21 protein-coding genes are annotated in these 22374 nt (G+C 60.9%); 14 read left to right on the top strand and 7 right to left on the bottom strand.

The annotated features are described in order from the left end of the window. Positions 1-17 precede the first annotated feature (17 nt). The 11 genes from ACZ5YV_RS14850 (at position 18) to ACZ5YV_RS14800 (ending at position 9494) form a co-directional block, all read left to right on the top strand. Positions 18-1112: a Rieske 2Fe-2S domain-containing protein gene (locus tag ACZ5YV_RS14850; RefSeq protein WP_464789843.1), complete on the top strand. Its 1095-nt coding sequence runs from the start codon at positions 18-20 to the stop codon at positions 1110-1112. Positions 1113-1240: 128 nt separating this feature from the next. Beyond that, entirely contained in the window at positions 1241-2752 is a 1512-nt protein-coding gene (locus ACZ5YV_RS14845) for an amidase (RefSeq protein WP_464789842.1), read from the top strand. A gap of 13 nt (positions 2753-2765) precedes the next feature. Next, positions 2766-3527: an SDR family NAD(P)-dependent oxidoreductase gene (locus tag ACZ5YV_RS14840; protein WP_464789841.1), complete on the top strand. Its 762-nt coding sequence runs from the start codon at positions 2766-2768 to the stop codon at positions 3525-3527. Between the two features lie 127 nt (positions 3528-3654). Continuing rightward, positions 3655-4134: an Lrp/AsnC family transcriptional regulator gene (locus ACZ5YV_RS14835; protein ID WP_196227172.1), complete on the top strand. Its 480-nt coding sequence runs from the start codon at positions 3655-3657 to the stop codon at positions 4132-4134. After that, positions 4131-4616 (top strand): Lrp/AsnC family transcriptional regulator, encoded by a 486-nt coding sequence (locus ACZ5YV_RS14830; protein WP_464789840.1) that lies wholly within the window; start codon positions 4131-4133, stop codon positions 4614-4616. Before ACZ5YV_RS14835 ends, ACZ5YV_RS14830 begins: the two co-directional genes overlap by 4 nt. A 224-nt stretch (positions 4617-4840) precedes the next feature. Next, the gene (locus tag ACZ5YV_RS14825; RefSeq protein ID WP_464789839.1) at positions 4841-5899 is read left to right on the top strand and encodes an acyl-CoA dehydrogenase family protein; all 1059 of its coding nucleotides are present in this window, start codon (positions 4841-4843) and stop codon (positions 5897-5899) included. Next, positions 5896-7074: an acyl-CoA dehydrogenase family protein gene (locus tag ACZ5YV_RS14820; protein WP_464789838.1), complete on the top strand. Its 1179-nt coding sequence runs from the start codon at positions 5896-5898 to the stop codon at positions 7072-7074. The genes ACZ5YV_RS14825 and ACZ5YV_RS14820 overlap by 4 nt, the downstream gene beginning before the upstream one ends. A 66-nt stretch (positions 7075-7140) precedes the next feature. Then, the gene (locus tag ACZ5YV_RS14815; protein WP_464789837.1) at positions 7141-7503 is read left to right on the top strand and encodes a PaaI family thioesterase; all 363 of its coding nucleotides are present in this window, start codon (positions 7141-7143) and stop codon (positions 7501-7503) included. After that, on the top strand, positions 7500-7871 hold the full coding sequence (locus tag ACZ5YV_RS14810; RefSeq protein ID WP_464789836.1) for a PaaI family thioesterase: 372 nt from the start codon (positions 7500-7502) through the stop codon (positions 7869-7871). The genes ACZ5YV_RS14815 and ACZ5YV_RS14810 overlap by 4 nt, the downstream gene beginning before the upstream one ends. 174 nt (positions 7872-8045) lie before the next feature. Continuing rightward, complete coding sequence (locus ACZ5YV_RS14805) at positions 8046-8378, top strand: SWIB/MDM2 domain-containing protein (protein WP_464789835.1); 333 nt, start codon at positions 8046-8048, stop codon at positions 8376-8378. Between the two features lie 172 nt (positions 8379-8550). After that, a protein-coding gene (locus ACZ5YV_RS14800) for an IS630 family transposase (RefSeq protein ID WP_464786945.1) occupies positions 8551-9494 on the top strand; the annotation gives its coding sequence in 2 pieces (ribosomal slippage) (positions 8551-8886 and positions 8889-9494; 942 coding nt in all). 29 nt (positions 9495-9523) lie between these two features. On the opposite strand, the gene ACZ5YV_RS14795 is transcribed toward ACZ5YV_RS14800, so the two are convergent. From ACZ5YV_RS14795 to ACZ5YV_RS14775, 5 genes are all read right to left on the bottom strand, one after another. Continuing rightward, positions 9524-10216 carry a cytochrome b/b6 domain-containing protein gene (locus ACZ5YV_RS14795; RefSeq protein WP_464789834.1) on the bottom strand — a complete coding sequence of 231 codons (693 nt, stop codon included), beginning with the start codon at positions 10214-10216 and terminating at the stop codon, positions 9524-9526. Next, positions 10216-10677: a c-type cytochrome gene (locus ACZ5YV_RS14790; RefSeq protein WP_464789833.1), complete on the bottom strand. Its 462-nt coding sequence runs from the start codon at positions 10675-10677 to the stop codon at positions 10216-10218. The genes ACZ5YV_RS14795 and ACZ5YV_RS14790 overlap by 1 nt, the downstream gene beginning before the upstream one ends. 26 nt (positions 10678-10703) lie before the next feature. Further along, a complete protein-coding gene (locus ACZ5YV_RS14785; protein WP_464789832.1) occupies positions 10704-12053 on the bottom strand; it encodes a DUF1552 domain-containing protein in 1350 nt (449 codons plus the stop codon). After that, positions 12053-13579, bottom strand: a complete 1527-nt coding sequence (locus tag ACZ5YV_RS14780; RefSeq protein ID WP_464789831.1) for a DUF1592 domain-containing protein — start codon at positions 13577-13579, stop codon at positions 12053-12055. Before ACZ5YV_RS14780 ends, ACZ5YV_RS14785 begins: the two co-directional genes overlap by 1 nt. 125 nt (positions 13580-13704) lie before the next feature. Beyond that, complete coding sequence (locus ACZ5YV_RS14775) at positions 13705-14961, bottom strand: hypothetical protein (RefSeq protein WP_464789830.1); 1257 nt, start codon at positions 14959-14961, stop codon at positions 13705-13707. 191 nt (positions 14962-15152) lie between these two features. Between ACZ5YV_RS14775 and ACZ5YV_RS14770 the strand changes: the two genes are divergently transcribed. Beyond that, positions 15153-16232, top strand: a complete 1080-nt coding sequence (locus ACZ5YV_RS14770) for a helix-turn-helix domain-containing protein (protein ID WP_464789829.1) — start codon at positions 15153-15155, stop codon at positions 16230-16232. A 242-nt stretch (positions 16233-16474) separates the two neighbouring features. On the opposite strand, the gene ACZ5YV_RS14765 is transcribed toward ACZ5YV_RS14770, so the two are convergent. Together ACZ5YV_RS14765 and ACZ5YV_RS14760 are read right to left on the bottom strand one after the other, a co-directional pair. Beyond that, positions 16475-18892: a TonB-dependent receptor gene (locus ACZ5YV_RS14765; RefSeq protein WP_464789828.1), complete on the bottom strand. Its 2418-nt coding sequence runs from the start codon at positions 18890-18892 to the stop codon at positions 16475-16477. A 189-nt stretch (positions 18893-19081) separates the two neighbouring features. Further along, positions 19082-19732 (bottom strand): TetR/AcrR family transcriptional regulator, encoded by a 651-nt coding sequence (locus ACZ5YV_RS14760; protein ID WP_464789827.1) that lies wholly within the window; start codon positions 19730-19732, stop codon positions 19082-19084. Positions 19733-19839: 107 nt separating this feature from the next. On the opposite strand from ACZ5YV_RS14760, the gene ACZ5YV_RS14755 reads away from it, so the two are divergent. Continuing rightward, positions 19840-21297, top strand: coding sequence for an efflux transporter outer membrane subunit (locus tag ACZ5YV_RS14755; protein ID WP_464789826.1), 1458 nt, complete (start codon positions 19840-19842; stop codon positions 21295-21297). Then, positions 21294-22373 (top strand): efflux RND transporter periplasmic adaptor subunit, encoded by a 1080-nt coding sequence (locus tag ACZ5YV_RS14750; RefSeq protein WP_464789825.1) that lies wholly within the window; start codon positions 21294-21296, stop codon positions 22371-22373. Before ACZ5YV_RS14755 ends, ACZ5YV_RS14750 begins: the two co-directional genes overlap by 4 nt. The last annotated feature ends 1 nt before the right edge of the window (position 22374 follow it).

Raw genomic sequence — 22374 nt, 5'->3', positions numbered from 1 at the left:
TCTGACGGAGCCTTTCCATGTCGAACCCCGAAACCGCCGCCGCATCCGATGCGCGGACGCCACCTGTCGCCGTATGGCAAATCCTTGAGAAGCTGAAGGGGCAGGACCTGCTCGATTGGCGGCTGGCCGAAGTGAAGGACCGCGCTTCGATCAAGGAGCGCAACCTCGATATCGGCATTCCTTTTGGCTGGTATCCGATCCTCTTGTCTTCAGAACTGCAGGTCGGAGAAGTGAAGCCGCTGCGCTATTTCTCGCAGGATTTGGCGATCTGGCGCGGTGAGGATGGCAAAGTCCGCATGCTGGATGCCTATTGCAAGCATCTGGGCGCGCATATGGGGCATGGCGGCAAGGTGCATGGCAATCTGCTGGAGTGCCCCTTTCACGCATGGCGCTATGATGGCGACGAGGCGGTGGTGAAGGACGTGCCCTATGCCCGCAATATCCCGCCGCAGGTGAAGCGCAAGTGCACGCGCAACTGGCACATTACCGAAGCGAACCGCTTTATCTGGGCCTGGTATCATCCGCAGGATGAAGCGCCTCTGTTTGAAGTGGCGGTGCTGCCGGAGGCGAGCGACCCTGAATGGACCGATTATGAAGTCCATGAGTGGAATGTCTGGGGTTCGCTCCAGAATATGGCGGAAAATGGCGTGGACGTTGCGCATTTCCGGTTCATTCACGGGACTGCCAATGTGCCGTTGGGCGAGCTGCGCTGGGGCGACTGGGGCCGTGGCGCGGACGTGAAGGCCAAGATGGGCACGCCCTGGGGCGAAGTCGATGGCTGCATCAGCTATGACACGATGGGGCCGGGGCAAAGCTGGACCCGCTTTACCGGTATTTCAGAGACGCTGCTGGTTGCCTGCCTGGCCCCGGTCGAGCTGGATCATGTGCATGTGCGCTTCTGCTTCACCCAGCCCAAAGCGCAGGCTGAAGGTGAGCGGGCTGGCGTTGCCAAGGCTATCATCCGCGACATCTGCAAGCAGTTCGATCAGGACAAGGTTGTTTGGGATCGGCAGAAGTTCGAACCGAACCCGATCATCTGCGATGGTGACGGGCCGATCCCGCAGTTCCGCAAATATTATGCGCGCTATTATGCGGATCAGAACGCGGCGTAGCTGAACGAAGTGACGTGCTCCTGCGAAGGCAGGAGCCCAGATCAGAGGTTGCGTCATAAGGCGAAGGTGGAACTGGGTTCCTGCGTTCGCAGGAACACCGGGTTGAAGACGGCGTGGGAGTGAGAGGAATGGACATGACACGCCGCGAGGGCATGGCGAGCGTCGGCGCAGCGGCTCTATTGGGCATCGCGGGGACGACAAAGGCCCGCACACCGTCCGCGAGCCCGCTCGACACGCATGACGCCATGGGTCTGGCTGAACTTGTCGCCAAGAAGCAGGTGTCGCCGGGCGAGTTGCTGGAAGCGGCGATCGGTAAGGCGGAGGCGCTGAATCCCCGGTTCAACTTCATGGCGCAGAAACATTATGATTATGGCCGCGCGGCGATCGCCAAGGGATTGCCGCAAGGGCCATTCAGCGGCGTTCCCTGGCTGCTGAAAGACCTGAACACCTATATTGCGGGCCTGCCGACCGAGAATGGCAGCCGCTTCTACAAGGGATACAAGCCTGATGTAACGTCCGAGCTGGTGCGGCGCATTGAGAAGGCGGGCTTTGTCATTTTCGGCAAGACGACGGTGCCGGAGCTGGGACTTACCGGCACGACCGAAAACAAGCTGACGGGCGATACGCGCAATCCGTGGGACGTGAGCCGGATCACTGGCGGCTCTTCGGGCGGCGCGGCTGCGGCGGTGGCAGCGGGCGTGCTCCCAGCCGCGCATGCCACCGACGGCGGCGGGTCGATCCGCATTCCCGCATCCTGCTGCGGGCTCTTTGGGCTGAAGCCGAGCCGGGGGCGGGTGCCGATGGGGCCGCCGCGCACCGAAGGGTGGGGCGGTCTGTCGGTCCATCATGCCGTTACCCGCAGCGTTCGGGACTCCGCCGCCATATTGGATGCGACGCAGGGTCCAGAGCCGGGCGCCCGCTATGCCGCGCCGACGCCGGGCGAAACTTTCCTGTCGCAGGTCGGCAAGGCTCCGGGCCGGTTGCGGATAGCGTTGATGCTGAATGCACCTGCTGGATCGCCCGTCGATCCGGAATGCGTGGAGGCGGCGCGTAAGGCGGCGCGGCTGTGCGAGAGCCTGGGCCATCATGTCGAGGAAGCCGCGCCCAAGCTGGACGTCGCGGCGATGGGCGCGGCGAGTTTTGTGCTGATCGGTTCATCGGTCGCGGCGGACATGATGGACCGTGCCAAGGCGACCGGCGTCGCGATCGGGCCTGATGTGCTGGAGCCGATTACGCTGGGTTTCGTGGGCTATGGGCAGAAGGCGACCGGCATGGACTTTGCCCGCGCGAACAACACGCTTCAGGCTGCGGCTATCACGATGGCGCAGTTCATGGCGAATTACGACGTGATCCTTTCGCCCACTTTGGCCGCTCCGCCGCTGAAGTTGGGGCAGATCAACCTGACGCCTGATGTCGATTTTGCGGCGTGGGGACAGCGCGCGGCGGTCTTCTCGCCCTTTACCCAGGTTGCGAACATGACCGGCCAGCCCGCCATGTCGGTGCCGCTCGCCATGTCATCGGCGGGTCTGCCGATCGGGGTGATGTTTACGGGACGCTATGGTGATGAGGCAACGTTGTTCCGTCTGGCCGGGCAGTTGGAAGGTGCCGCGCCGTGGAAGAACAGGCGTCCGGCGATCTAATATATTGGAGAATATGATGCGCGGATTGGAAGGCAAGGCGGGGATCGTCGCGGGCGGCGGGCGCGGTATCGGCGCAGCTACGGCGCGGCGGCTGGTGGCCGAAGGCGCATCGGTTGTGATCGGCGACATTGTCGGCGAGTGGGCGGAAGAGACCGCGGGCGCCATTCGCGAGCAGGGCGGACGGGCGATCGGCGTGGTGCTCGACGGCACGAAGGCAGCATCGCAGGCCGCGATCGTTGAGGCTGCCTTGTCCGAGTTCGGGCGGCTCGACTTTTACCACAGCAATCTGGCGGGCGGCACTGAAGGCGACATTGATGTGCTGAACTGTTCGGAAGAGGTGCTGGATCGGTCCTTCGCGATCAATGCCAAGAGCCATTTTCTGGCGACGCAGGCGGCGCTTCCAGTGCTGTTGGAACGTGGAGGTGGCGCGATGGTTTATACCTCATCGGGTGCGGCCATTTCGGGCAACCCAATGCAGGTCGCGTATCCCATGACGAAGAATGCGTTGCATGCGCTCGTCCGGCACGTTGCGCGCAAGTTCGGGAAGCAGGGCATCCGCGCCAATGGCATTTGCCCTGGGGTCGTCCTGACCGAAGCAGTGGCCCAGCATCTGACGCAGGATTATGTGGACGGGATGCTGGAGAATTTGCCCCACCGTCGCCTCGGCAAGCCCGATGATATTGCGGGCGCGGTCGCTTTCCTGGCGTCCGACGATGGGGAATGGGTCAACGGGCAGCTCTGGCATGTGAATGGCGGATCGCTTTTGCGAGACTGAAGACATGCGGCCCGCTTCCAACCCTTGGGATGTGCTGGCGATGCTGCTGGCCAGAGGATGCGCTTTCGATTCGACCTTCTGGCCCTTTGCTGGCAAGAGCAGCGGTTGAAAGAGGTTGAGTGGGTATATGAGCGAAACGTTTGCGTTCGACGAGACGGACCGGAAGATTGTCGAACAGCTGCGGCAAAATGGCCGGGCCACCAATCAGCAGATCGCGGAATCTCTCAACCTGATCGCTTCCACCGTTTCGACGCGCATTCGACGGATGGAGGATGCGGGGATGCTGCGCGTTGTGGCCGTGTCCGACTTTGCGGTACATGGTTATCATGTCCTCATCCACCTGGCGGTTCAGGTGAGTGGGCGGTCGGCATTGGATGTAGCGGAAGAACTGGCTGTATTTCCTGAAGTTTTTGCCGCGCATCTGGTGACGGGTAATTATGAGATCAGCCTGCTCCTCACGCTCCGTGACATTGATGAGCTTCCCTCGCTGATCACGGATCGTTTGTCGAAGGTGCGGGGAATAAGATCGATGACACCCGCGATTGGGCTCGACATTGTCCGCTATGGCCTGGACACCGCGCCGATCGATCGCAGGAGGCTTGCATGAGAAGGCCCGACCTCGACGAGCTGGACCACCAGCTGATCGACATATTGGCGCAGGATGCGCGGGTTTCCAACCGCAAGATCGCGGCTGATCTTGGCGTGAACGAGGGCACGGTTAGAGGCCGGATCAAACGGCTGCAGCAGGAAAAGCTGATCGCCTTCACCGCGCTGACGGGCTTGAAGCTTGAGAAGGCGACCAATGTGGCTTTCGTCGCGGTGCAGGCGGATGTCAGCCATGTCAGGCAGATCGCGCGGGACATTGCGCATATACCGCTGGTTAAGGCCGTGATGATCACATTGGGACCGTGCAACATCATGGCGACGTGCCTGTATGATGACCTCGACAACCTTCACAAGATGGCGTCGGGGCAGATCCTGTCGATGGAGGGGGTAAATCACGTCGAAACCTCGCTGGCCGTCAGGACTGTGAAGTTCAGCAACCGCGTAGTGCGGATAACGGACGCGCAGACGGCCAGCGGCGTATAAAACTGTCGCGAGCAATTAAATTCGGAATTTAAATATTTTAAAATTCCGCATATGAGCGCTTGAAAAGGAAAATAAGCTCATATAGCAGGATGTGACAGCGTTAGGCAGCACATGTCTGCCGATCGTCAAGGGCAGGAGAGAGCCGCCGCGTCATTGGATGGCTGATGTCTCGCACCGCCGGGTGCTGTGGCAAGGATCTCCGCCCATATTTAAAGGCGGCCGAGATGGAATTCGCATTTACCGACGAACAACAGATGATCGCGGAGACGGCGCGCAGCTTCTTCGCGGAGAATGCCACAAGCGAGCGCACGCGCAAGGCGATGGCGGGCGACGGCGTCGACCGGGCGCTTTGGCAGGCTTTTTGTCAGGAACTGGGGCTATCCGGCATCGGACTTCCGGAAAGCGCTGGCGGCGCAGGTCTGGGCATGGTGGAGTTGGCGATCATCGCTGAAGCGGCAGGCGCTCAGGTGGCGGCATTGCCTATGCTGAGCAGTCTCGTGCAAGCCGCTCAGGCCATCGCCGCTGGCGGTAATGCGGAGCAGCAGAATGAGTGGCTGCCGCGCCTGATCTCCGGCGAGGTGATCGGCGGTTATTCCTATGGGTTGGACATCCGGTCGGATGGCGACCGGCTGACGGGCGGATCGCGGTTCGTTGCCCATGGCACCGCTGCCGATATGTTTGTGGTGACCGACATGCGGCAGGTCTGGATTATCCGCGCGGACGCGCCGGGCGTCAGCGTGACGAGTCAGACGAGCATGGACCAGACCCGCCCCTTGGCTCATGTGCAGCTGGACAATGTGGCAGGTGAGCGGCTTGGCGATCCGGAAGCTGCGCTGGCCGCTGTCCATCGCGCTGGGTTCATCGCGGCGGCTGCGGAGGCGCTAGGCGGCGCGCAAGCGTGCCTCGACCGGACGGTTGATTATTCCAAGGAGCGCATCCAGTTCGGCCGACCAATCGGGTCGTTCCAGGCCTATAAGCACAGGCTGGCGAATATGATGGTGGAGATCGAGCAGGCGCGGTCGGCAGTCTATTGGGCTGCCTGTGCCGTGGACGAGGGGGCTGAGGAGGCAGAGATGGCCATCCATGCCGCCAAATCCTTTGCCACTGACACCTATTTCCGCTGCGCCGGTGATATGATCCAGCTTCACGGCGGCATCGGTTTTACCTGGGAGCATGACGCGCATCTGTTTTTCAAGCGCGCCCGTGCGCTTCAGACGATGCTGGGCAACAATGTTTGGCATCGTGAGAAGATCGCCACGATGATCCTGGGAGAAGCGGCATGAAACTCGGATTTTCCCCAGACGAAGAACTGTTCCGGCAGGAATGCGCCGACTGGCTGAATGGCCAGATGGCGGGCGAATTTCGCGACATCAAGGGCATCACCAAGCTGACCGGTAGCCCGGAACGGCGCAAGGAGTGGGAGCAGCAGCTTGCCGCGCACCGCTGGTCCTGCATCGGTTGGCCCTCGCAATGGGGCGGACGCGATGCGACATTGGCGCAGCAGGTGATCTTTGCCGAGGAGTATGCCCGGGCGGGCGTTCCGGGGCGCGTCAATCATATCGGTATCGAGCTTGCTGGTCCCACAATCCTGACTTTCGGCACCGAGGAGCAGAAGCAGCGTTTCTTGCCGGGCATCGCGGGCGGCAAGACCATTTTCTGTCAGGGCTTTTCGGAGCCCAATGCCGGTTCGGACCTAGCGAGCGTGCGGACGAAGGCGCGGCTTGAGGATGGCGAATGGGTGGTGAACGGCCAGAAAATCTGGACCAGTCTTGCCCATATTTCCGACTGGATCTTCGTTGTGACGCGCACGGAGGAGGGGTCGCAGGGGCCGAAGGGTCTCACCTTCCTGATGATGCCGATAGATCAGCCGGGTATCGAGATACGCGGTATCCGCCAGATCAACGGTGATGCGGAGTTCAACGAAACCTTCTTCACTGATGCGCGGTGTCCGGCGGACAGCCTGATCGGCGCGGTGGGCGACGGGTGGCGGATCGCCATGGGTCTGCTGGCATTCGAACGCGGGGTTTCAACGCTGGGTCAGCAGATGGGCTTCCGCAATGAACTGGATGAGATCATCGCGGCGGCCAAGGCCAATGGGGCGGCGAATGATCCGCTGATCCGCCAGCGGCTCGCCAAGGCGGAAGTGGGCCTGCGTCTGATGCGGTACGGAGCGTTGCGCATGCTGTCGCAAACGGATCATGCCAAGATCGATGGCGCTGCCCTGACCTATAAGATCCAGTGGGCGAGCTGGCGCCGCAACCTGGGCGAGCTTGCCATGGACGTGTTGGGCCAAGGCGGCGAGATCAGCGATCATGCTGAATATGAATGGGATACGCTACCCAACCTGTTCCTCTTCTCTCGCGCGGACACGATTTACGGCGGCACTAACCAGATCCAGCGCAACCTGATCGCCGAGCGGGGGCTGGGCCTGCCGCGTGAACCGCGCGGGAACGCCTGAACGGTGGAGGAGGAAGATGCCTTCGAGCGCTTGAAGAACCTGCCACCGCGGGGACATCATGCGTTGTTGGGCATCTATAATGTCGATCATGGACCGGATTGGGCGGAACTGGCTTGCCCTTTCGCTCCCGGATTTCTGATGGATGCCGATGCGGGCCTGGTATCGTCCGGCCCCATCATATCGCTGGTCGATGCGGCGGCGGGTTCTGCCATCATCGCGCGCACGCGGCAGTGGCGGGGGATGGCTACGCTCGACCTGCATATCGATTATCTGCGGCCAGCAAGGGCAGGGCACAGCCTTCACGCGCGCGCCCATTGCCATCATATAACGCGCAAGGTCGCTTTCACCCGTTGTGACGTTCATGATGGTGATCCGGAGGCGCCGATCGCCACCGCAACCGCCAGCTTCTTCTTCACGGACGAGTCATGATCGTGCGCACCCCCTATGCGCAGATGCTGGGCATCCGGAGCGTAGCGCTGGATGACGAAACTGCCGTCCTGATGATGCCCGCTGCTCCTTCGCTCGAAGGACGGTCGGGGTTTCTGTATGGCGGCGTCATTGCCAGTCTGCTGGAACTCGCATGTCTTGAGGCCGTCGCGCAGGATCGGAGGGAACCTTGGCCCAAGCCGATCAACATGTCTTTCGACTTCCTGCGTGGTGGGCTAATGGTGGACAGCTATGCGCAGGCCCGGCTTATCCGTGTGGGGCGAAGGGTGGTGAACGCCGATGCCGTTTGCTGGCAGGCGGATCGGGACAAGCCCATAGCGACGGGTCGCATGCACCTGCTGCTGGACTGAAGCAAAGGGCGCAAGGCGGCACGGTCGGCCGACCAAAACCGCTTTGCGAGCGGGATGCTTATGTGGCCGATGTCGGGAGAAAGGAGCCTTGATTGTCATATGACAGGCAACTTTTTCGTCCCTCATGACTTGGCATGATCATCAACCCGCTAGCGACAAGCAAGGGAGAAGTTCATGGCGCAGACTCGTGAGCAGCGTGGCGAAAAGGAAGCAAAAGCGGCTGTCGCCAAGGTGAAGAAAACAGGCAAGGCCACCGGTGGCGCGCGCGGAGGGATCACCGCGCCGGTTACGCCCTCTCCTGAGCTGGCCGACATTATTGGCGATAGCAAGATTCCGCGAAGCGAAGTGGTCAAGAAAATCTGGGCCTACATAAAGGCGAATGACCTCCAAAATCCGAAGGACAAGCGAGAGATATTGGCCGATGACAAGCTTGAGAAGATATTCGGAGGCAAGAAGGCAAGCATGTTCGAAATGAACAAGCATTTGGCGAAACATCTCAAGGCTTGAGATGGATTTTTAGGCGGATTGCCGCAATGAGTGGAAGGCCCTCTGCGCTGAATGCGAAGAGGGTCTTCCTTATAGCGCATTAGAGTCTTTCCGATGTTGAATGAATCGTTGGGGATTTCCAGACGGTTGGAAGTGTGATTCAAGGTGGCCACTGGTGAGGAGGCCAGCATGGATGAGGCCATTATCACAGGATTTGCGGGTTCGGTTTTGTCGGGCTCTGGATCGAGGCATGTCGGCGCGGGGGGCTGCGCGGTTGCTGGAGGTGAGCCCGGCCACGGGGGTTCGCTGGGCGCAGTCATGGCGAACGCGCGGGTCTGTTGAGCCGGGCAAGGTCGGCGGTCACATGCTCCCGTTGCTGGCGCGTGAGCGCGAGTGGTTGCTTGCGCGGATCGAGCAGAAGAAGGACCTGACGCTGCACGAGTTGCTGGCCCAGCTGCGTGAAGAGCGTGGTGTGGTGGTCTGCTGCGACACGCTGTGGCGGTTCATGGGCCGCTTGGGCAAGACGTTTAAAAAAAGACGCTCTTCGCCAAGGAACAGGACCGGCCCGACGTCATCCGACGCCGCAACCGCTGGCGCTGGGTCCAGCGCTGGGTAGATCCCAAGCGCATGGTCTTCATCGACGAGACCTGGGCGAAGACCAACATGACCCGCACCCATGGCTGGCATCACCGGGGCGAGCCGCTGATCGACAAGGTGCCGCATGGCCACTGGAAGACGCTGACCTTCATCGCTGGCCTCAGGCATGATGGCATCGTGGCCCCTTGCGTCCTCGATGGCCCGATAAACGGCGAGAGCTTCACCGCGTGGGTCGAGCAGTTCCTGATCCCCGCGCTGGAACCCGGCAGCATCATCGTGGTCGACAATCTCGGCAGCCACAAAGGCAGCCGCGTGCGCAAATTGCTCAAGGCGGCGGGCATCAGGCTGTTCTTCCTGCCGCCCTACTCGCCCGACCTGAACCCCATCGAGGAGATGTTCTCCAAGCTCAAGCGTCTGCTCCGCAAGGCCAACGAACGCACCGTCGAGGCAACATGGCGACGCATCGGAAAACTGCTCGACCACTTCCCGCCCGCAGAATGCGCCAATTACATCCGTGGAGCCGGATATGCCTCAATCTAAGTCAGAAAGACTCTAGCGCAGGTTGCGCGTCACGCCCGGCCGAACTGGGCGATCAGCAACCACGTTCCGCCCGCAATCAGCAGGAAGAGAATAAGCGCGCTCCAGGCCGATGCGAACCGGAGCGTGGGCCGATCTCCCGACCATTTCCGCGTTCCGCTGATCATTGGTCCGACAAGATTGTCGCGCCGATGGATCAGGTAGAAAAGAACGGCCACGACATGAAGGGCCGTGAGGGCAAGGATGGCGTTGAAGATGAAGGCGTGCCATTCCGCAGCGACCCGGCCGGTTTCGAAATCGACCAGATAGGAAAAGGGACCGGACTCCATGCCGTCGATATCCACGGAAAAGAAGCCGAGCCCCACCTGCACCGCGAGGATGGTGATCATGGCGATCACACTCCAGCCGCCAACCGGATTATGGCCAGCTGCTGGGGTGGCCGCCCGGTTGAACATATGGCCGCGGACATAGCGAAACAGCGTTGATGGGCCGCCAACGAAGTTAGAGAAGCGAGCCGTGCTGCTTCCCGCGAAACCCCAGATCAGGCGGAAGAGCAGCAGTGCGAAAATGCTGTAACCGGCTAGCCGATGCCAATCCAGCATGCGTTCTTCAGCCGTCCACCAGGCGAAGCCCAGCAGTGGCACCAGCGTCCAGTGAAACAGGCGGATCGGCAGATCCCAGATACGCAGACGCACCGGCGCGCCGCTCACTTCGGCATCCACCATCAAAGCTCCGCGCGGAAACGATCGTGGCAGCTTTTGCAGGTGCCGCCCAAAGCGGTGCGCGCCGCGCCAAGCCCGGCGACATTGCCGCTGGCTGCTGCTGCATCGAGGGCCTTCGAAGCGGTGATCATGTCGCCCTGAAGCTTCACAAACGCCGCATTATCCTTCCAGATTTCAGGCTTCGCGCGCGTCTTGATGCCCGATTCCGAACCGCTACCCTTGGGGAAATATTTGGGCAGCAAAGCGGCGCGAGTGGCGATATCACGCGCCAGCGGGCGGACACTGTTCATATCGGGCGATCCGGACTTCAACTCATCATTGATGCTTTTGAAAGCTCCACCAATCTCCTTGTAGCTGGCCTGGCGCGCCTTGATCGCGTTGGTCACCGCAGGTGTGGCGGCATAGGCCGCGTAGCTCGCGGCCAAGCCGACGGTTGCCAAAGCCAGGGAGTAGGGAAGCTTCATCTTCTGCCTCATTCTTTCTGTGATCGTCACGCCAATATTTCGCCGATGGGCCGCTTGGTATTCATGGCATCCATGCCCCATGAGTCGATCGAAATTCCCATAACTTGTTGGAGTGTCAAGCCGACACGGCTGATCGACTCTCCATTGCCATGGACATGGATGCCGGATTTGACCTTTCCGCCTGCACGCCCGGCCAGCATCACCGGAATGCCCAGAACATCATGGTTCTTGGCATAGGACACATCCGAATGCGCAAATACCAGTGTGTTGTCGAGCAGGGTGCCGTCGCCTTCCTTGATCGCGGCGAGCGCAGACACGAAATCCGCCCAGGCTTCCATGCTGCGGGTGGCGAAGAAATCCACGGTCGGCTGATATCCGATGGCCCGGTCGATCATTTCTTCGTGCGTGTTCTGGTGATATCCCGTTGTCTGTCCCGCCTGACGCAGATCGGATGCTGCTGTCGAGAAATTCATGTTGAACACGCGGGTCTGGTTACAGGCCAGTGCCATCGCCAGCATCTGTGCCATCAGCTTGTGGTTGCTCTTCCGCTGCTGGACATCCGTGATGTCGCCTGACACCGCCGGTGCTTCTGGGGGCACGACGCATGCTTCGGCCGGCGGTGGCTTCTGCAGCTGTAGCGCCAGCTTTCCTTCCATCTCGCGGACGGAGGTGAAATATTGGTCCAGACGGGCCTTGTCGGTCGCACCCAGGCTGGTTTCCAGCGCGCGGCGTTGTTCGGTAACCCCGGACAATACGCTTCGGCGCACCATGATGCGCGGATCTGGCTTGAAATCGGCCTTGTTGGGATCGTTGAAGTCCGCGCCGAAGATCTTGCGGTAGAATTCAACCGGGCTTGGCGTGGCGGCGTTCATGCTGCGTCCGTCGCGGAACGAATAGCTGGTGCGCGCATTACCATCCGCCGAAAGGTCGAGCGAACGGAAGAAGGAGCCGCCGCCGATCGCATCGCCGATAAGGACGTCAAGTGTAGGTGCCCGGATGGCGAGCCAGTCGTCCGCGGGCGCGCCCGTGCGGACGGCCGTGTTGCCCGACAGATGAGGCAGATTGCCCTTGCCGTCCAGCATCACGTCGAACCCGGTCAGGACACTTACATGCTGCTTCACAGCGGCAATGGGTGCAAGCTGCGGGGGCAGGTCGTAATCGGCCCCTATCGACTTTGGCTGCCAGCGATCGGGGATCATCCCGCATCCCCAGAACCATGTACCGAAGCGCACGGGCAGGCGCCCGCCCCCCAGGGTCGCGGCAAAGGCCGTACCGTTATTGTCCAGAAATGCGTCCAGCAGGGGCAGCCCCAGCGTTACTGCACCGCCGCCCAATATCCCGCGCAGCAGGAAACCGCGCCGTGTCGTTCCGTTCATCAGCCAGTCTCCTTCGATCTGCGAACAGTTGCCACGCGACTTTCAGGAGCAAGGCGCGGCATGGCGTAAAATGCCGGGTCCAGCGCGATGGCACGCATCAGGGACGGGAAGCGATAGCCGCCCGCCGAGAAGCCCTGACTGAGCCGCGCTATCCCGGCTCCGTCTGCTTCCACCGGATTGCGTCCATTGGCGTAACGCCATGCCGACTGGACGAGGCAACTGCTGACGCGCGGGCTGTCGTGGAACAATTGCCCAAGAGCAGCAGCGCCATTGTAGGCCTGCTTTTCGAAATCGCCGGTGACGTCGATCACCTCGTCATGTTCGACCTTTCGGAATTGGCCGACGCCGTCAAATTGTTCCAGCCCCAAACCTATAGGATCAGTGCGGCGGTGGCAGCTGGCGCATTCTTCGTCATCAAGATGCGCCTGAAGCCGGGCGCGCGTTGTCTTGAGCGTCGGGTTATCGACATTCTGCACCACCGCGAAATTGACGTTCGCGGGAGGAGCAGGGATCTTCTCGCAAAGGAATATCTCGCGCAGCGCTACCCCACGAAGTGTCGGCGAGGTGCGGCCCGGATGCGAATGCTGCGAAAGCAGGCTGGCATGGGTGAGCAGCCCGGTTCGTGGATCACCTTGCGGAAATTCATAAATGTACCAGTCGGGTTTGGTCACCGGCACGTCGTAGATGGGTCCGAGCGTGCGGTTCATCGCGATGGACCGCGTCGTGAAGAGATCGCGATAGTCGCCCCTCCGATCCACCAGCAACCAGTTGATGGTGCGCAGCGTCTGATCTCGCAGCGAAGTGCCGATGGCCTGCGAATAGGCGGGATAGATAAGGGTGTCCTTCGCCAGATCGTCCATTCCGTCCAGGCGCAGATAGTCGGTGAAGAATGCGCGAACACCCTCCTGGAACCGTGGTGAGGCGATCAGCCGATCGACGGCCTTGGCAAGTCCTGCCTGTGTATCGAGCGCGCCGCTGCGTGCTTCGTCGAGCAAGGTCTGGTCGGGCGCGCTGTTCCACAACAGGAAGGACAGGCGGCTTGCCTTCGACCATGCATCGACGCTCCGGCGCGAGGGGGCAGGGCGATCTATACGGAAGAGAAATTCGGGGCTGGTCAGCATTCCGCCGAGCGTTGCCGCCAGACCTGCGTGAAAATTCCCGAGCGTAGCTGTCGCCTCTGTCGCTGACCTTGTGAGAGCCGCAACTTCGCCCTCGCTCAAGGGGCGTCGATATAGCTGCGAGCCGATACGTTGAATAAACTGGCGGGCGCACGCAGCGCCGTCCTTGTCCGCTGGAGTAGGCGCGCAACCGATCAGTTTTTCGCGATGCTGCTCGTCCGTCACCTGCGTCGCGATGCTGCGGGCTAACGTCTCATATTGTTCAAGGCCTGCTGCCGTGACGGAGACGGCACTGGTGCCGACCGCCTGAAGCCCGTCAATGCGCAGGTCTGGTTCGAAACGGCCGACAATCTTGATGTCGGGGCCGAAAATATCGGCGATGACGCTGCGATACTGGCTTTCCGTCAATCGTCGGATCTGGCTTGGGGGTGTGTCAGCGTGTGTTTCGTCGGCGCGCGCTCCATTGAGGGCGATGCTGAGCCCAAGGGTGAGGCAGGCGCCAGCTAGGGCGAGCGAGGGAAGGGCGCGGACCTTCATGGACGCATCTCGCTTTGTGCGACTTGGCTGGGCGGAGCAAGGAAGGCTTTTACGCCGACGAAATCATAGGCCGACGATATGGCAGTGAAGCGACCCGTGCGCGGATCGCGATAGCCGTCGGCCAGACGATCGATCGCCTTGCGCACACCGGGGCAGGATACTCGCGTCAGATTGGCACCATTCTGGGTCATCTGTTCAATCGAGTCATAGAAGCTGTCCAGTGTGTAATAGCCAAAGATGCTGCCTTCTATCGAGCCATCAGGGCTGAACTTTGCACGCAACCGGGCGCCCCGGATGTGACGGGGCGCATCCACTATCTGTTCTTTGTAGTTCATCGTCAGATCGACCGGGTCCGTCGTCAGGATGCCTCCTGTAATGCGGCCTGATACCGTGGCGCGAAGCCGGGGATCAGGATCGGGCGTAAAGGTGGCACGGGCGAGCGGGCCGCCACGGCCGTCGCGGGTCAGCGGTTCGCTGACAGCAAGAATGGTGACGCTCACTTCAGGGTCATCCTGAAGACTGTCGACCCCGCGAAGCTCGATTACAGTGGGCGCGCGGGCCGAGATCATGGTCTTACCTGCCACCACTTCCTTGCCGTTTTCGCGGAAGGTGGAAACGCAGCCGACGGCGCGCCAAAGCCGGTTATCGACGCCACTTGCGCCATCTGGCCCGTCGAAATCCAATTTTCCTTTTTTACCGTCCAGGTTGATACCGGCGGCAACCTTGCCCTCATAGGTTTTGAAGTTCTTCGCCAATGCCGGGAAATCGGCGGGGTTGGAGCAGGCGCTGTAAACCACTTCGCGCTTCTGGAAGGCGAGCCGCCCGGCGCCTTTGGGTAAACCGTTCAGGGCGCCGATCGCCGCCGCCAGCTCCTGCGTCGGCTCTGCCTTTGGATCGTAGCCCGACGGGAAGATCACGGAAGATGAGCGGTCGCCACGAAGAAATATTCTGCGGAACTTGAAATATTCGTTCATCCGCTGCTCAAGTTCCTGCCGTTTTTCCTTACCGGCATATTTGGCCTGCTCGGCAGGCGGCAGCATGGCATAGAAACGATCGAGGTCCCCGCTATCGGGTACGGGACAGCTGTCTTTCTCCCCACCCTGGGCAAGATAGACATTGCTGAGTACGAAGGCGTGGACGCCGGTTTCACCGCCGGTGGGCGCGTCGGCGCCGATGAGGGACGCCGCGATCACGGGCAGGACCACATATGTTCTGGTCGGCCGATCGCCGGTCGATCCCAATCTGCCCTTCATATATTCCTCTCTGATACCGCTTTAGGCGGGTGCTTCAGATTTCATGACTCTTCCTGCGTTTTGCCACCACCCCAAAATCGATCATGTGACGCGGCAATTTCGCGCATTCATTCTGCGCCATCACCGGAAACAGAAAGATTTATCCAGGGTGTTGGATCGAGTAGGTTGATCGAAAATCAAGGGAAGTATCAATGCGGCCATTACAGACGGAATCCGGCGAATGGCATCTTGCCGAGAGCGTAGCTGAGCGCGTGCTCGCCATTTATGCCGAAGCGTTCGGGTCCACTGAACCACTTTTTGCCCATGTAGGCCGGTCGGGCGATGGGGGAAGTTCGTTGAGAACCTTGCCGGTTGCCGACCTTGCGCGGATGACCAGCCAGGCGATTAACGAACTGGCACGCCGGGACGCAGCGATGATAGGACGCCGAGGGCTAGGCTCATGTGATTGGCGCGTCATAATGTACAGCCTGACGAGCGCACGAACCTTGCGCGAAGCCATCATGCGTTGCTGCGATTGTTTTGAAGCCATTGACTGGCGATGTGGCAAGATGGCGCTGCGGACCCATGGGGACAGGGCGGAACTTCAATTGGAAGCGATGCGAACCGGCGGATCGACGTCAGCGGGCTGCTTGATCGACCTTTTCGGTGTGATGGAAATACATGGCCTGTTTGGTTGGCTGATCGATCATGCGATCCCAGCACGCAATGCCTGGTTGAACCATGCTCCGGAAATAGTCGAGGCGTTGAGCCTGCCAGCCTTACCTTTCCCGGTGCGCCTAAATGAGGGCTGGAGCGGCTTTGATTTCAGTGCGTCTCTGCTGGATTATCCCGTAATGCGCAGCTGGGAAGACCATCATCGTCGGCCGCTCAGCAATCTCCTGTTCGTTTCGAGTGCGCGGGAAGCCGAGCGCATGCCAACCGAGATACGCGTTCGCGGCATTGTTATGGCAGCCCTGAAGAGCGACCGGCGCTTGCCTGCCTTTGGGGAGATAGTGATTACTCTTGGGGGAAGCGAGGCAACGCTGCGCCGTCAATTGGCGCGGGAGGGCACAAGTTATCGCCAGGTACGCGAAAGTTGCCGCCGCGAACTGGCACTTCATTTGTTACGAAGGACTGGCTTGTCCATCGAGGAAATCGCTGGGCGACTGGATTATTGTGACTCAGACGCCTTCCGCCAGGCCTTTCGGGTATGGACCGGCCAATCCCCGACATCCTATCGTCTAGAAAGAGGCGCAGGTGCGAACCAGATGGGACCTTTCTTTGGTATATAGAAACCATAGGTTATCGCGGCTCAGCCGATGAAGTGAGCTGTCATGTCCGGCGCTTGCGGTTTCCACGTTCAGGTTGAAGCATCAACAACGGCGGAAAATCTGTCGATCTCTGCGACGGCTTCTCCAGTGGGTGGCTGTTCGCCAAAAGAGAACCCTGCCCCCGCAATGCAGGAACAGGGTTCAGAGATTGGATAGGTCTGTGTCCCCTTACCCCCGAAAGGGGAGGGAGGCCACAGAGGTTTTTACCACTTGAAGCTGAGCGTAGCGCCGAGCTCGCGCGGGTTCATCACGTTTACCCCACGATAGCCCGAATTGAGTGTTAACCCATTACCGTTGCACAGTGCCGGATTTAGATAATATCCGGGCGCACAGTAGGTCGACATGGTGCTGTTGCCCGCTGAGATGTTCGTGATACGTTTTTGATTCAGCACATTGCGTGCGAACAGTTCAATGCCCCAGCCCGCATCATCCGAGCGCACACCCAAGAACAGGTTGAGGAGTTCGCGATCCCGGTAATTATAGTTCGCGCGTTCTGAATGGAAGCCGGGGCGATAATCCAGCAGGGCACGGACATATGGTGTAACCGATCCCATGGGGAAACGGATTTCCGTGTTGGCCCTCAGAGTGAAATCCGGAACTTCCGCCATGCGTCCGCTGGTGGTGCAATAGCTCACGTCTCCCGTGCCGACAACGGTTGGGTTGCCGTTCGCGTCGAATGTGTTGCATGGAACAGTGGCATTGTCGAAACGGGCCTTGGCATATGATCCGCTGATATTCAGATCCCAATTCGGCGTCGGACGAGCATTGATCTCGGCCTCCACGCCTTTGACTGTGGCTTTAGTGTTGTAGTTGAAGTCGAAGCTGCCAGCAGACTGGTAGTCAACCGGTTGGCCATTTATGATAAATGTACGTCGCACATCGTAGTGGATGCCCGTGAAACGATTGAGGAAATTGTCGAGTTTTTGATAGAAGGCGGCGACCGTAAAATCGATCTTGCGATCAAGGGCGGAGCCTTTGAGACCGATTTCAAAAGAGTCGGTCTTTTCAGGTGAGGTTTGAACAAGATCGTTGGAAATGAAGGCGGGCGTTGCGACCCCATGGCTGCCCGCGCGGAAAGAATGGCCATAGGAGAAATAGGCATTGAGAGCGGGTGAGAAAGCGTAGTTGACTGTCGCGCCACCAGTGATGGGCTTCTCGTTACCACGGAATGGTCCGTCCACAATGGGATTTGACGGGATCGACGCGGGCAACGGATCGAAAAAGATGCTGGTGACCTGCGTATTTTTCATGATGGAGTAGCGCAGGCCACCGGTGACCGTCAGCGGACCCGTTTTGTAACGCAGATTGCCGTTGAACGACCAAGTCGATGTGTCGACCGGGACCACGATCCTCAAATCCAGAGGGGAGAAGTTAAGCGGCAGCGTGGGGGCGATGATTGTATCCTGCGCCTGATTCACAACGGTGGTGCCGGTCTGCTTCTGATAAAAAGCGCCAACGCCCCAGCCAAGCCCTTCGTCGTTGTTCGACGACAACCGTATTTCAGCCGTATCCACCTTATATGGCGTGACCACATTCGAAGCTGGCGCGTAACCGGGGACCGCATTACCCGTGTCGATGTCGCGGCTGATGTTCAATTTGGTGAACTGGTGAGCGCCCACGACGGAAAGCGTAGCCGGACCCAAATCCCAATCGGTCACCAGATTGACGATATGAGTTTCGTTGCGGTTACGGAACACCCCTTCTTGCACCGCCTTGTAGTCGGAAGCGGTCAAGGGCGGGCCGGACGAAACCGAGGGGTCCGGAGCCACAATGAAGCCGAAACCATAGGAAGGCTGCGCAAAATTGAAGCCATCAAGATAGAAGGGGGTGTTGCCACTGCCTATGACCTGCTGGAACTGCCGGTTGTCGGCGTACAGATATTGATAGGTCAGATAGGCGGTGAAATCCTCGGTCGGTTTCCAACCTAGGGTGCCACGCACGCTCTCGGTGCGGCTCCTTGATCGTTGGCCATTCCGATTGACGTCGCGCACCTGATTGAGACGATTGCCGTCAACCACGCCGGCGAGACGAATAGCCAGCTTGTCGTTGAAAGGTAGAGAGGCGCCAAACTGCACGTTATAGCCAGCGCGGTCGGTCGCAGTTGCCTGGGCATAACCCTCTGGCGCGTCAAAGTTCGGACGCCGTGTCGTGATCGTGATGGAACCTGCGGGTGCAGAGAGGCCCCGCAGCAGGCCTTGCGGGCCGCGCAGCACTTCGATTTGCCCGATGTCGTACATGGCGGTGTAAACGGTCTGCGCATCGGCCGGAATTTCGTTAAGATAGACCTGCACCGCTGGAGCGGTACCCTGATCCGGATCGAAGGTGATGCCGCGCAGCGTGGTTGTATTATTCCGCCCGGTCGAATTGCTCAACTCAAGACCCGGTGCGAGTTGCGAGACGTCCTTGATGTCGAAAATCTTGAATTTTTCAAGCTGCTCGCCAGTTGCGACGTTCACCGACATCGGTACGTCCTGTAGCTTTTCCGCCCGGCGCGTGGCGGTTACGATGATGTCGCTTGAGCTATTTTCAGCTCCGGCCTGTGCATAAGCCAGCGCGGGTACAGCAAAAGCAGAAACGCCAGCGCACAGAAGCGCCGCGCGTGAGACACGCTTAATTCGCATCGATAATCCTCCCCTGAGGGTGTTGCTGTTAAAACGGCTCTCGTTAATTTGGGCCGTTTCGTGCACTATATTCGAGTGGACAACGCTGGCAACGCTTTTCTGAACGGCGACGTGCGAAATGTTCCGGATGAGCAAAATTGCTTGGCAGGTTGGATGGGCCGAACAGGAAGGGCAACGCTGAACCTTGCTTCAGCAGCTTTGCGTTGGCGCCAAGATGCCGCCGCAAAACAAGCCGGTCAAACGGCGTGCATGCGCATTGAGATGGGCCGGGTCGATGCTGTTTTCGGCCTCGCCCTGGAAAAAGCGGCGATGGGATTCGGACAGGATGAGGCTGGTGAGAGACTCCGCCGCGAACGCCACATTCTGATCGGGGATGGTGCCCCGGTCGATCAGCGATTGTAGAAATGCGATCATCGGATCGAGATAGCGGCGCACTACGACTTGTTCGATATGAGAGCGGGCTTCTTCCATGAAGGAGGGGTTCAACATCAACAGACGGCGCATGCCGGTGGCATAGGGTTCGCACACTTCGACAAGGCAGGCCTCGACGAACGCGAGCAGGCTTTCGCGCCAGTTCGAGCGGGGAGGGATGGTCATCGGTTCGAGGCCATAACCCAGCATTTGCCGGACTACTGCGGCGAACAGCGCGGATTTGTTGGGATAATGGGCGTAGACGGTTTTCCGCGACAGACCGGATGCGGCGATGATCGAGTTCATCGTGAGGTTCGGCCCATGTTCGACGAGCAACTGCATGGCGGTATCTACCAGGCGCTGCTCGACGTCGCCGCTTTCTTCGCGGCGGGGGCGGCCGGGGCGGCGGATGGGGGGAGTGGAAACCATGAAGGAAAGCATTGGCAAAAAAAGCTTCGGTTGAAAATAAACAATCTTGTTTCTTTTTGTCGCGGCGCTATCCGTGTCGCGGTCGATCAAGATTGGAGTCATTCCGCTTGCCGCTTTCTGGCCCGCGCCGTTCCTCGTTCATGCTCTGTGCGCTGCTGTCGGCCTGCGCGCCGTCGATCGAACTCGCGCGCCCCAGGATCGCGTTGCCAGAGCGGTTCGAAGCAGCACCTGCCCCCGCTGCCGAGGAAAGGCTGGATCGTTGGTGGAGCCGTTTCAACGACGCGCAACTTTCCGCATTTGTGGAACAGGCGCTGGCCCAGAATACCGATGCCCGGTCAGCCTATTTCCGGTTGCGCGAAGCGCGCGCCATTCGAGATCAGTCGCTGTCGCAACGCCTGCCGACGGGCGCCATTAGCGGATCGGCCAAGATACAGGATGGCAGCCAGCTGTCAGGAACCGATCTGTTCGGGTCCACGGCGCGGAGTGACAGCCAGTCGCTGGCCTTCAGTCCCAGCTGGGAACTCGACCTGTTCGGCAGGCTGGGCGCGATCGGACAAGGCGCACGAGCGACCTATGTGGCGGCGGCCTATGATTATCATGCGGCCCGGTTAAGTCTGGCCGCCGATGTTGCGAGCGCGCTGTTCGAGGCGCGAGGGCTGTCTGTCCAACGCGACGACGCGCAGGAGGGGTTGCGCATCGCGAGAGAATTGGAACGGGCGTCGCAGCTCGGCCGCGATCGCGGGCTGGTGGCGGGTTCGGAAACGGCTCGGCTGGAAGGCGACGCGGCAACGGCGCAGGCGGAGCTGACGCGGATCGAGACGGCGCTGCGAAACGCCAAGCGGTCATTGCTGGTCCTGATCGGAACGCCGGACGCCCCGACCGATAGCCTGCCTATAGAGGCGCGGCTCGACACGGCGCCGCCGGTCCCGCCATTGCTGCCCGCGTCGCTGCTGACGCGGCGACCGGACATATTGGCCGCCGAGGCGCGGGTTGCGGCAGCGACGAGCGCGGTCAAGGTCGACAGGCTAGCGCTGTTCCCCCGCTTCACGCTTCAGGGCAACGGCAGCATCAACCGCACGTCCGGGGCGGCGGGCGGCGTCACGGGTCTCTGGTCCATCGCCGCCGGATTGAGCCTGCCGGTTCTGGACCGCACCCGCCTGATGGCGCAATTGCGCGCGACGGAGGCGCAGGGCGAACGCGCCGTGGTAAGCTATGAGGCGGCGGTGCAGGCAGCCTTCCGGGATGCCGACATCGCGCTGGCGCTGGTCGCTGCCGACCGGGTGCGGCTCGCCGACCTCAGCCTTGCCGAGGAGCGGGCGCGCTTTGCATTTGATGCGGGGCGCAAGGGTTATCGCGCCGGGCTGACCGATCTTACCACGTTGATCCAGGCGGAACAGACGTGGCGGGCCGCGCGCCGTGCGCTTACCAATGCGCGTACACAGGCGCTGGGCAATGCCGTCGGCGCATTCCGTGCGCTGGGCGGCGGGTGGAGCCCGGACGATCCCGCGACGGCGCCTGAACAGCCGCCGGTCGCCCTGCCTATTCAATCCAAGGAAATGCCGTGATCTTCAAGCCGCATCCCTTTGCCATGGCGCTTCCCCTCGCCCTGCTGCTTGCCGCCTGCGGTGGGGGCAAGGAAGCGGCGAAGGAGCCGCCGCCGCCGACCGTGACGGTGGCCATGGTCGATCATCGGGCGCTGGCAGGAGGTCTGAGCGCATCGGGCCGCCTGATCCCGCGCGAGGAAGTTGCGGTCGCGCCGGAGCTTTCGGGCTATCGCATCGCGCGCGTGCTGGTGGAAGAAGACGCCAGGGTAGGCGCTGGACAGGTTCTGGCGGTGCTGGACGATACGCTGCTGCGTTCGCAAATCGATCAGGCGCGCGCGCAGTTGAGCCAGCAGCAGGTCGCCTATGATAGGGCTCGCATGGACGCGGGCCGGGTAGCGGGCCTCGACAATCAGGGTGTGCTGTCGCAGGAGGCGATCGACCAGCGGCGCATCGCCGCAAGATCGGCGCAGGCCGCCGTGGGCGTGGCGAAGGCGCAGCTTGACGACCTGCTGACCCGCCAGAGCCGGTTGATAATCCGATCGCCCGTGGCTGGCCGTGTTCTCCAGCGATCCGCGCGGCCGGGCGAGCCATCCGCGTCGGGCACGGTGCTGTTCACCATTGCGCGCGACGATCTGGTCGAATTGGACGCCGAGGTTGCGGAAGCGGCCATGGGAACGCTTTCCATCGGTGATCCCGCGACGGTCACATTGGCGTCGGGCACCAGACTGTCGGGCAAGATCAGGCTGCTGGGCGCGCGCGTCGATAATCAGACAGGTCTTTCGAGCGCGCGCATCGCTTTGCCGGTGAACCCGCAATTGCGCCCCGGCGGCTTTGCCAAGGCGGAGTTCGTGAAGGCCAGCGGCACGGTGTTGGCCGCGCCTGAAGCCGCTGTGCACTATGATGCCGACGGCGCCTATATGCTGTTGCTCGACAAGTCCGACCGGGTCCATCGCGCTTCGGTGCGGACAGGGCGGCGCGCGGGTGGCATGGTCGAGATATTGAGCGGCGCGAAGCCCGGCGTGCGAGCCGTGCTGGGCGGCGGCGCTTTCCTGCTGGAGGGTGACCGGGTGCGGATCGCCGCTGGCAGGGGCAAGTAAC

This window comes from Sphingobium sp. TomTYG46 (assembly GCF_055396345.1).
The sequence above is the reverse complement of the archived record's forward strand: the minus strand, read 5'-3'. Positions and strand labels throughout refer to the sequence as shown.

Coding starts and splice junctions, on each gene's coding strand:
- ACZ5YV_RS14850 (WP_464789843.1), top strand. CDS start 18: ATGTCGAACCCCGAAACCGCCGCCGCATCCGATGCGCGGACGCCACCT.
- ACZ5YV_RS14795 (WP_464789834.1), bottom strand. CDS start 10,216: ATGGTGGATGCCGAAGTGAGCGGCGCGCCGGTGCGTCTGCGTATCTGG.
- ACZ5YV_RS14805 (WP_464789835.1), top strand. CDS start 8,046: ATGGCGCAGACTCGTGAGCAGCGTGGCGAAAAGGAAGCAAAAGCGGCT.
- ACZ5YV_RS14775 (WP_464789830.1), bottom strand. CDS start 14,961: ATGAAGGGCAGATTGGGATCGACCGGCGATCGGCCGACCAGAACATAT.
- ACZ5YV_RS14825 (WP_464789839.1), top strand. CDS start 4,841: ATGGAATTCGCATTTACCGACGAACAACAGATGATCGCGGAGACGGCG.
- ACZ5YV_RS14785 (WP_464789832.1), bottom strand. CDS start 12,053: ATGAACGGAACGACACGGCGCGGTTTCCTGCTGCGCGGGATATTGGGC.
- ACZ5YV_RS14835 (WP_196227172.1), top strand. CDS start 3,655: ATGAGCGAAACGTTTGCGTTCGACGAGACGGACCGGAAGATTGTCGAA.
- ACZ5YV_RS14770 (WP_464789829.1), top strand. CDS start 15,153: ATGCGGCCATTACAGACGGAATCCGGCGAATGGCATCTTGCCGAGAGC.
- ACZ5YV_RS14840 (WP_464789841.1), top strand. CDS start 2,766: ATGATGCGCGGATTGGAAGGCAAGGCGGGGATCGTCGCGGGCGGCGGG.
- ACZ5YV_RS14845 (WP_464789842.1), top strand. CDS start 1,241: ATGGACATGACACGCCGCGAGGGCATGGCGAGCGTCGGCGCAGCGGCT.
- ACZ5YV_RS14830 (WP_464789840.1), top strand. CDS start 4,131: ATGAGAAGGCCCGACCTCGACGAGCTGGACCACCAGCTGATCGACATA.
- ACZ5YV_RS14820 (WP_464789838.1), top strand. CDS start 5,896: ATGAAACTCGGATTTTCCCCAGACGAAGAACTGTTCCGGCAGGAATGC.
- ACZ5YV_RS14760 (WP_464789827.1), bottom strand. CDS start 19,732: ATGGTTTCCACTCCCCCCATCCGCCGCCCCGGCCGCCCCCGCCGCGAA.
- ACZ5YV_RS14810 (WP_464789836.1), top strand. CDS start 7,500: ATGATCGTGCGCACCCCCTATGCGCAGATGCTGGGCATCCGGAGCGTA.
- ACZ5YV_RS14765 (WP_464789828.1), bottom strand. CDS start 18,892: ATGCGAATTAAGCGTGTCTCACGCGCGGCGCTTCTGTGCGCTGGCGTT.
- ACZ5YV_RS14790 (WP_464789833.1), bottom strand. CDS start 10,677: ATGAAGCTTCCCTACTCCCTGGCTTTGGCAACCGTCGGCTTGGCCGCG.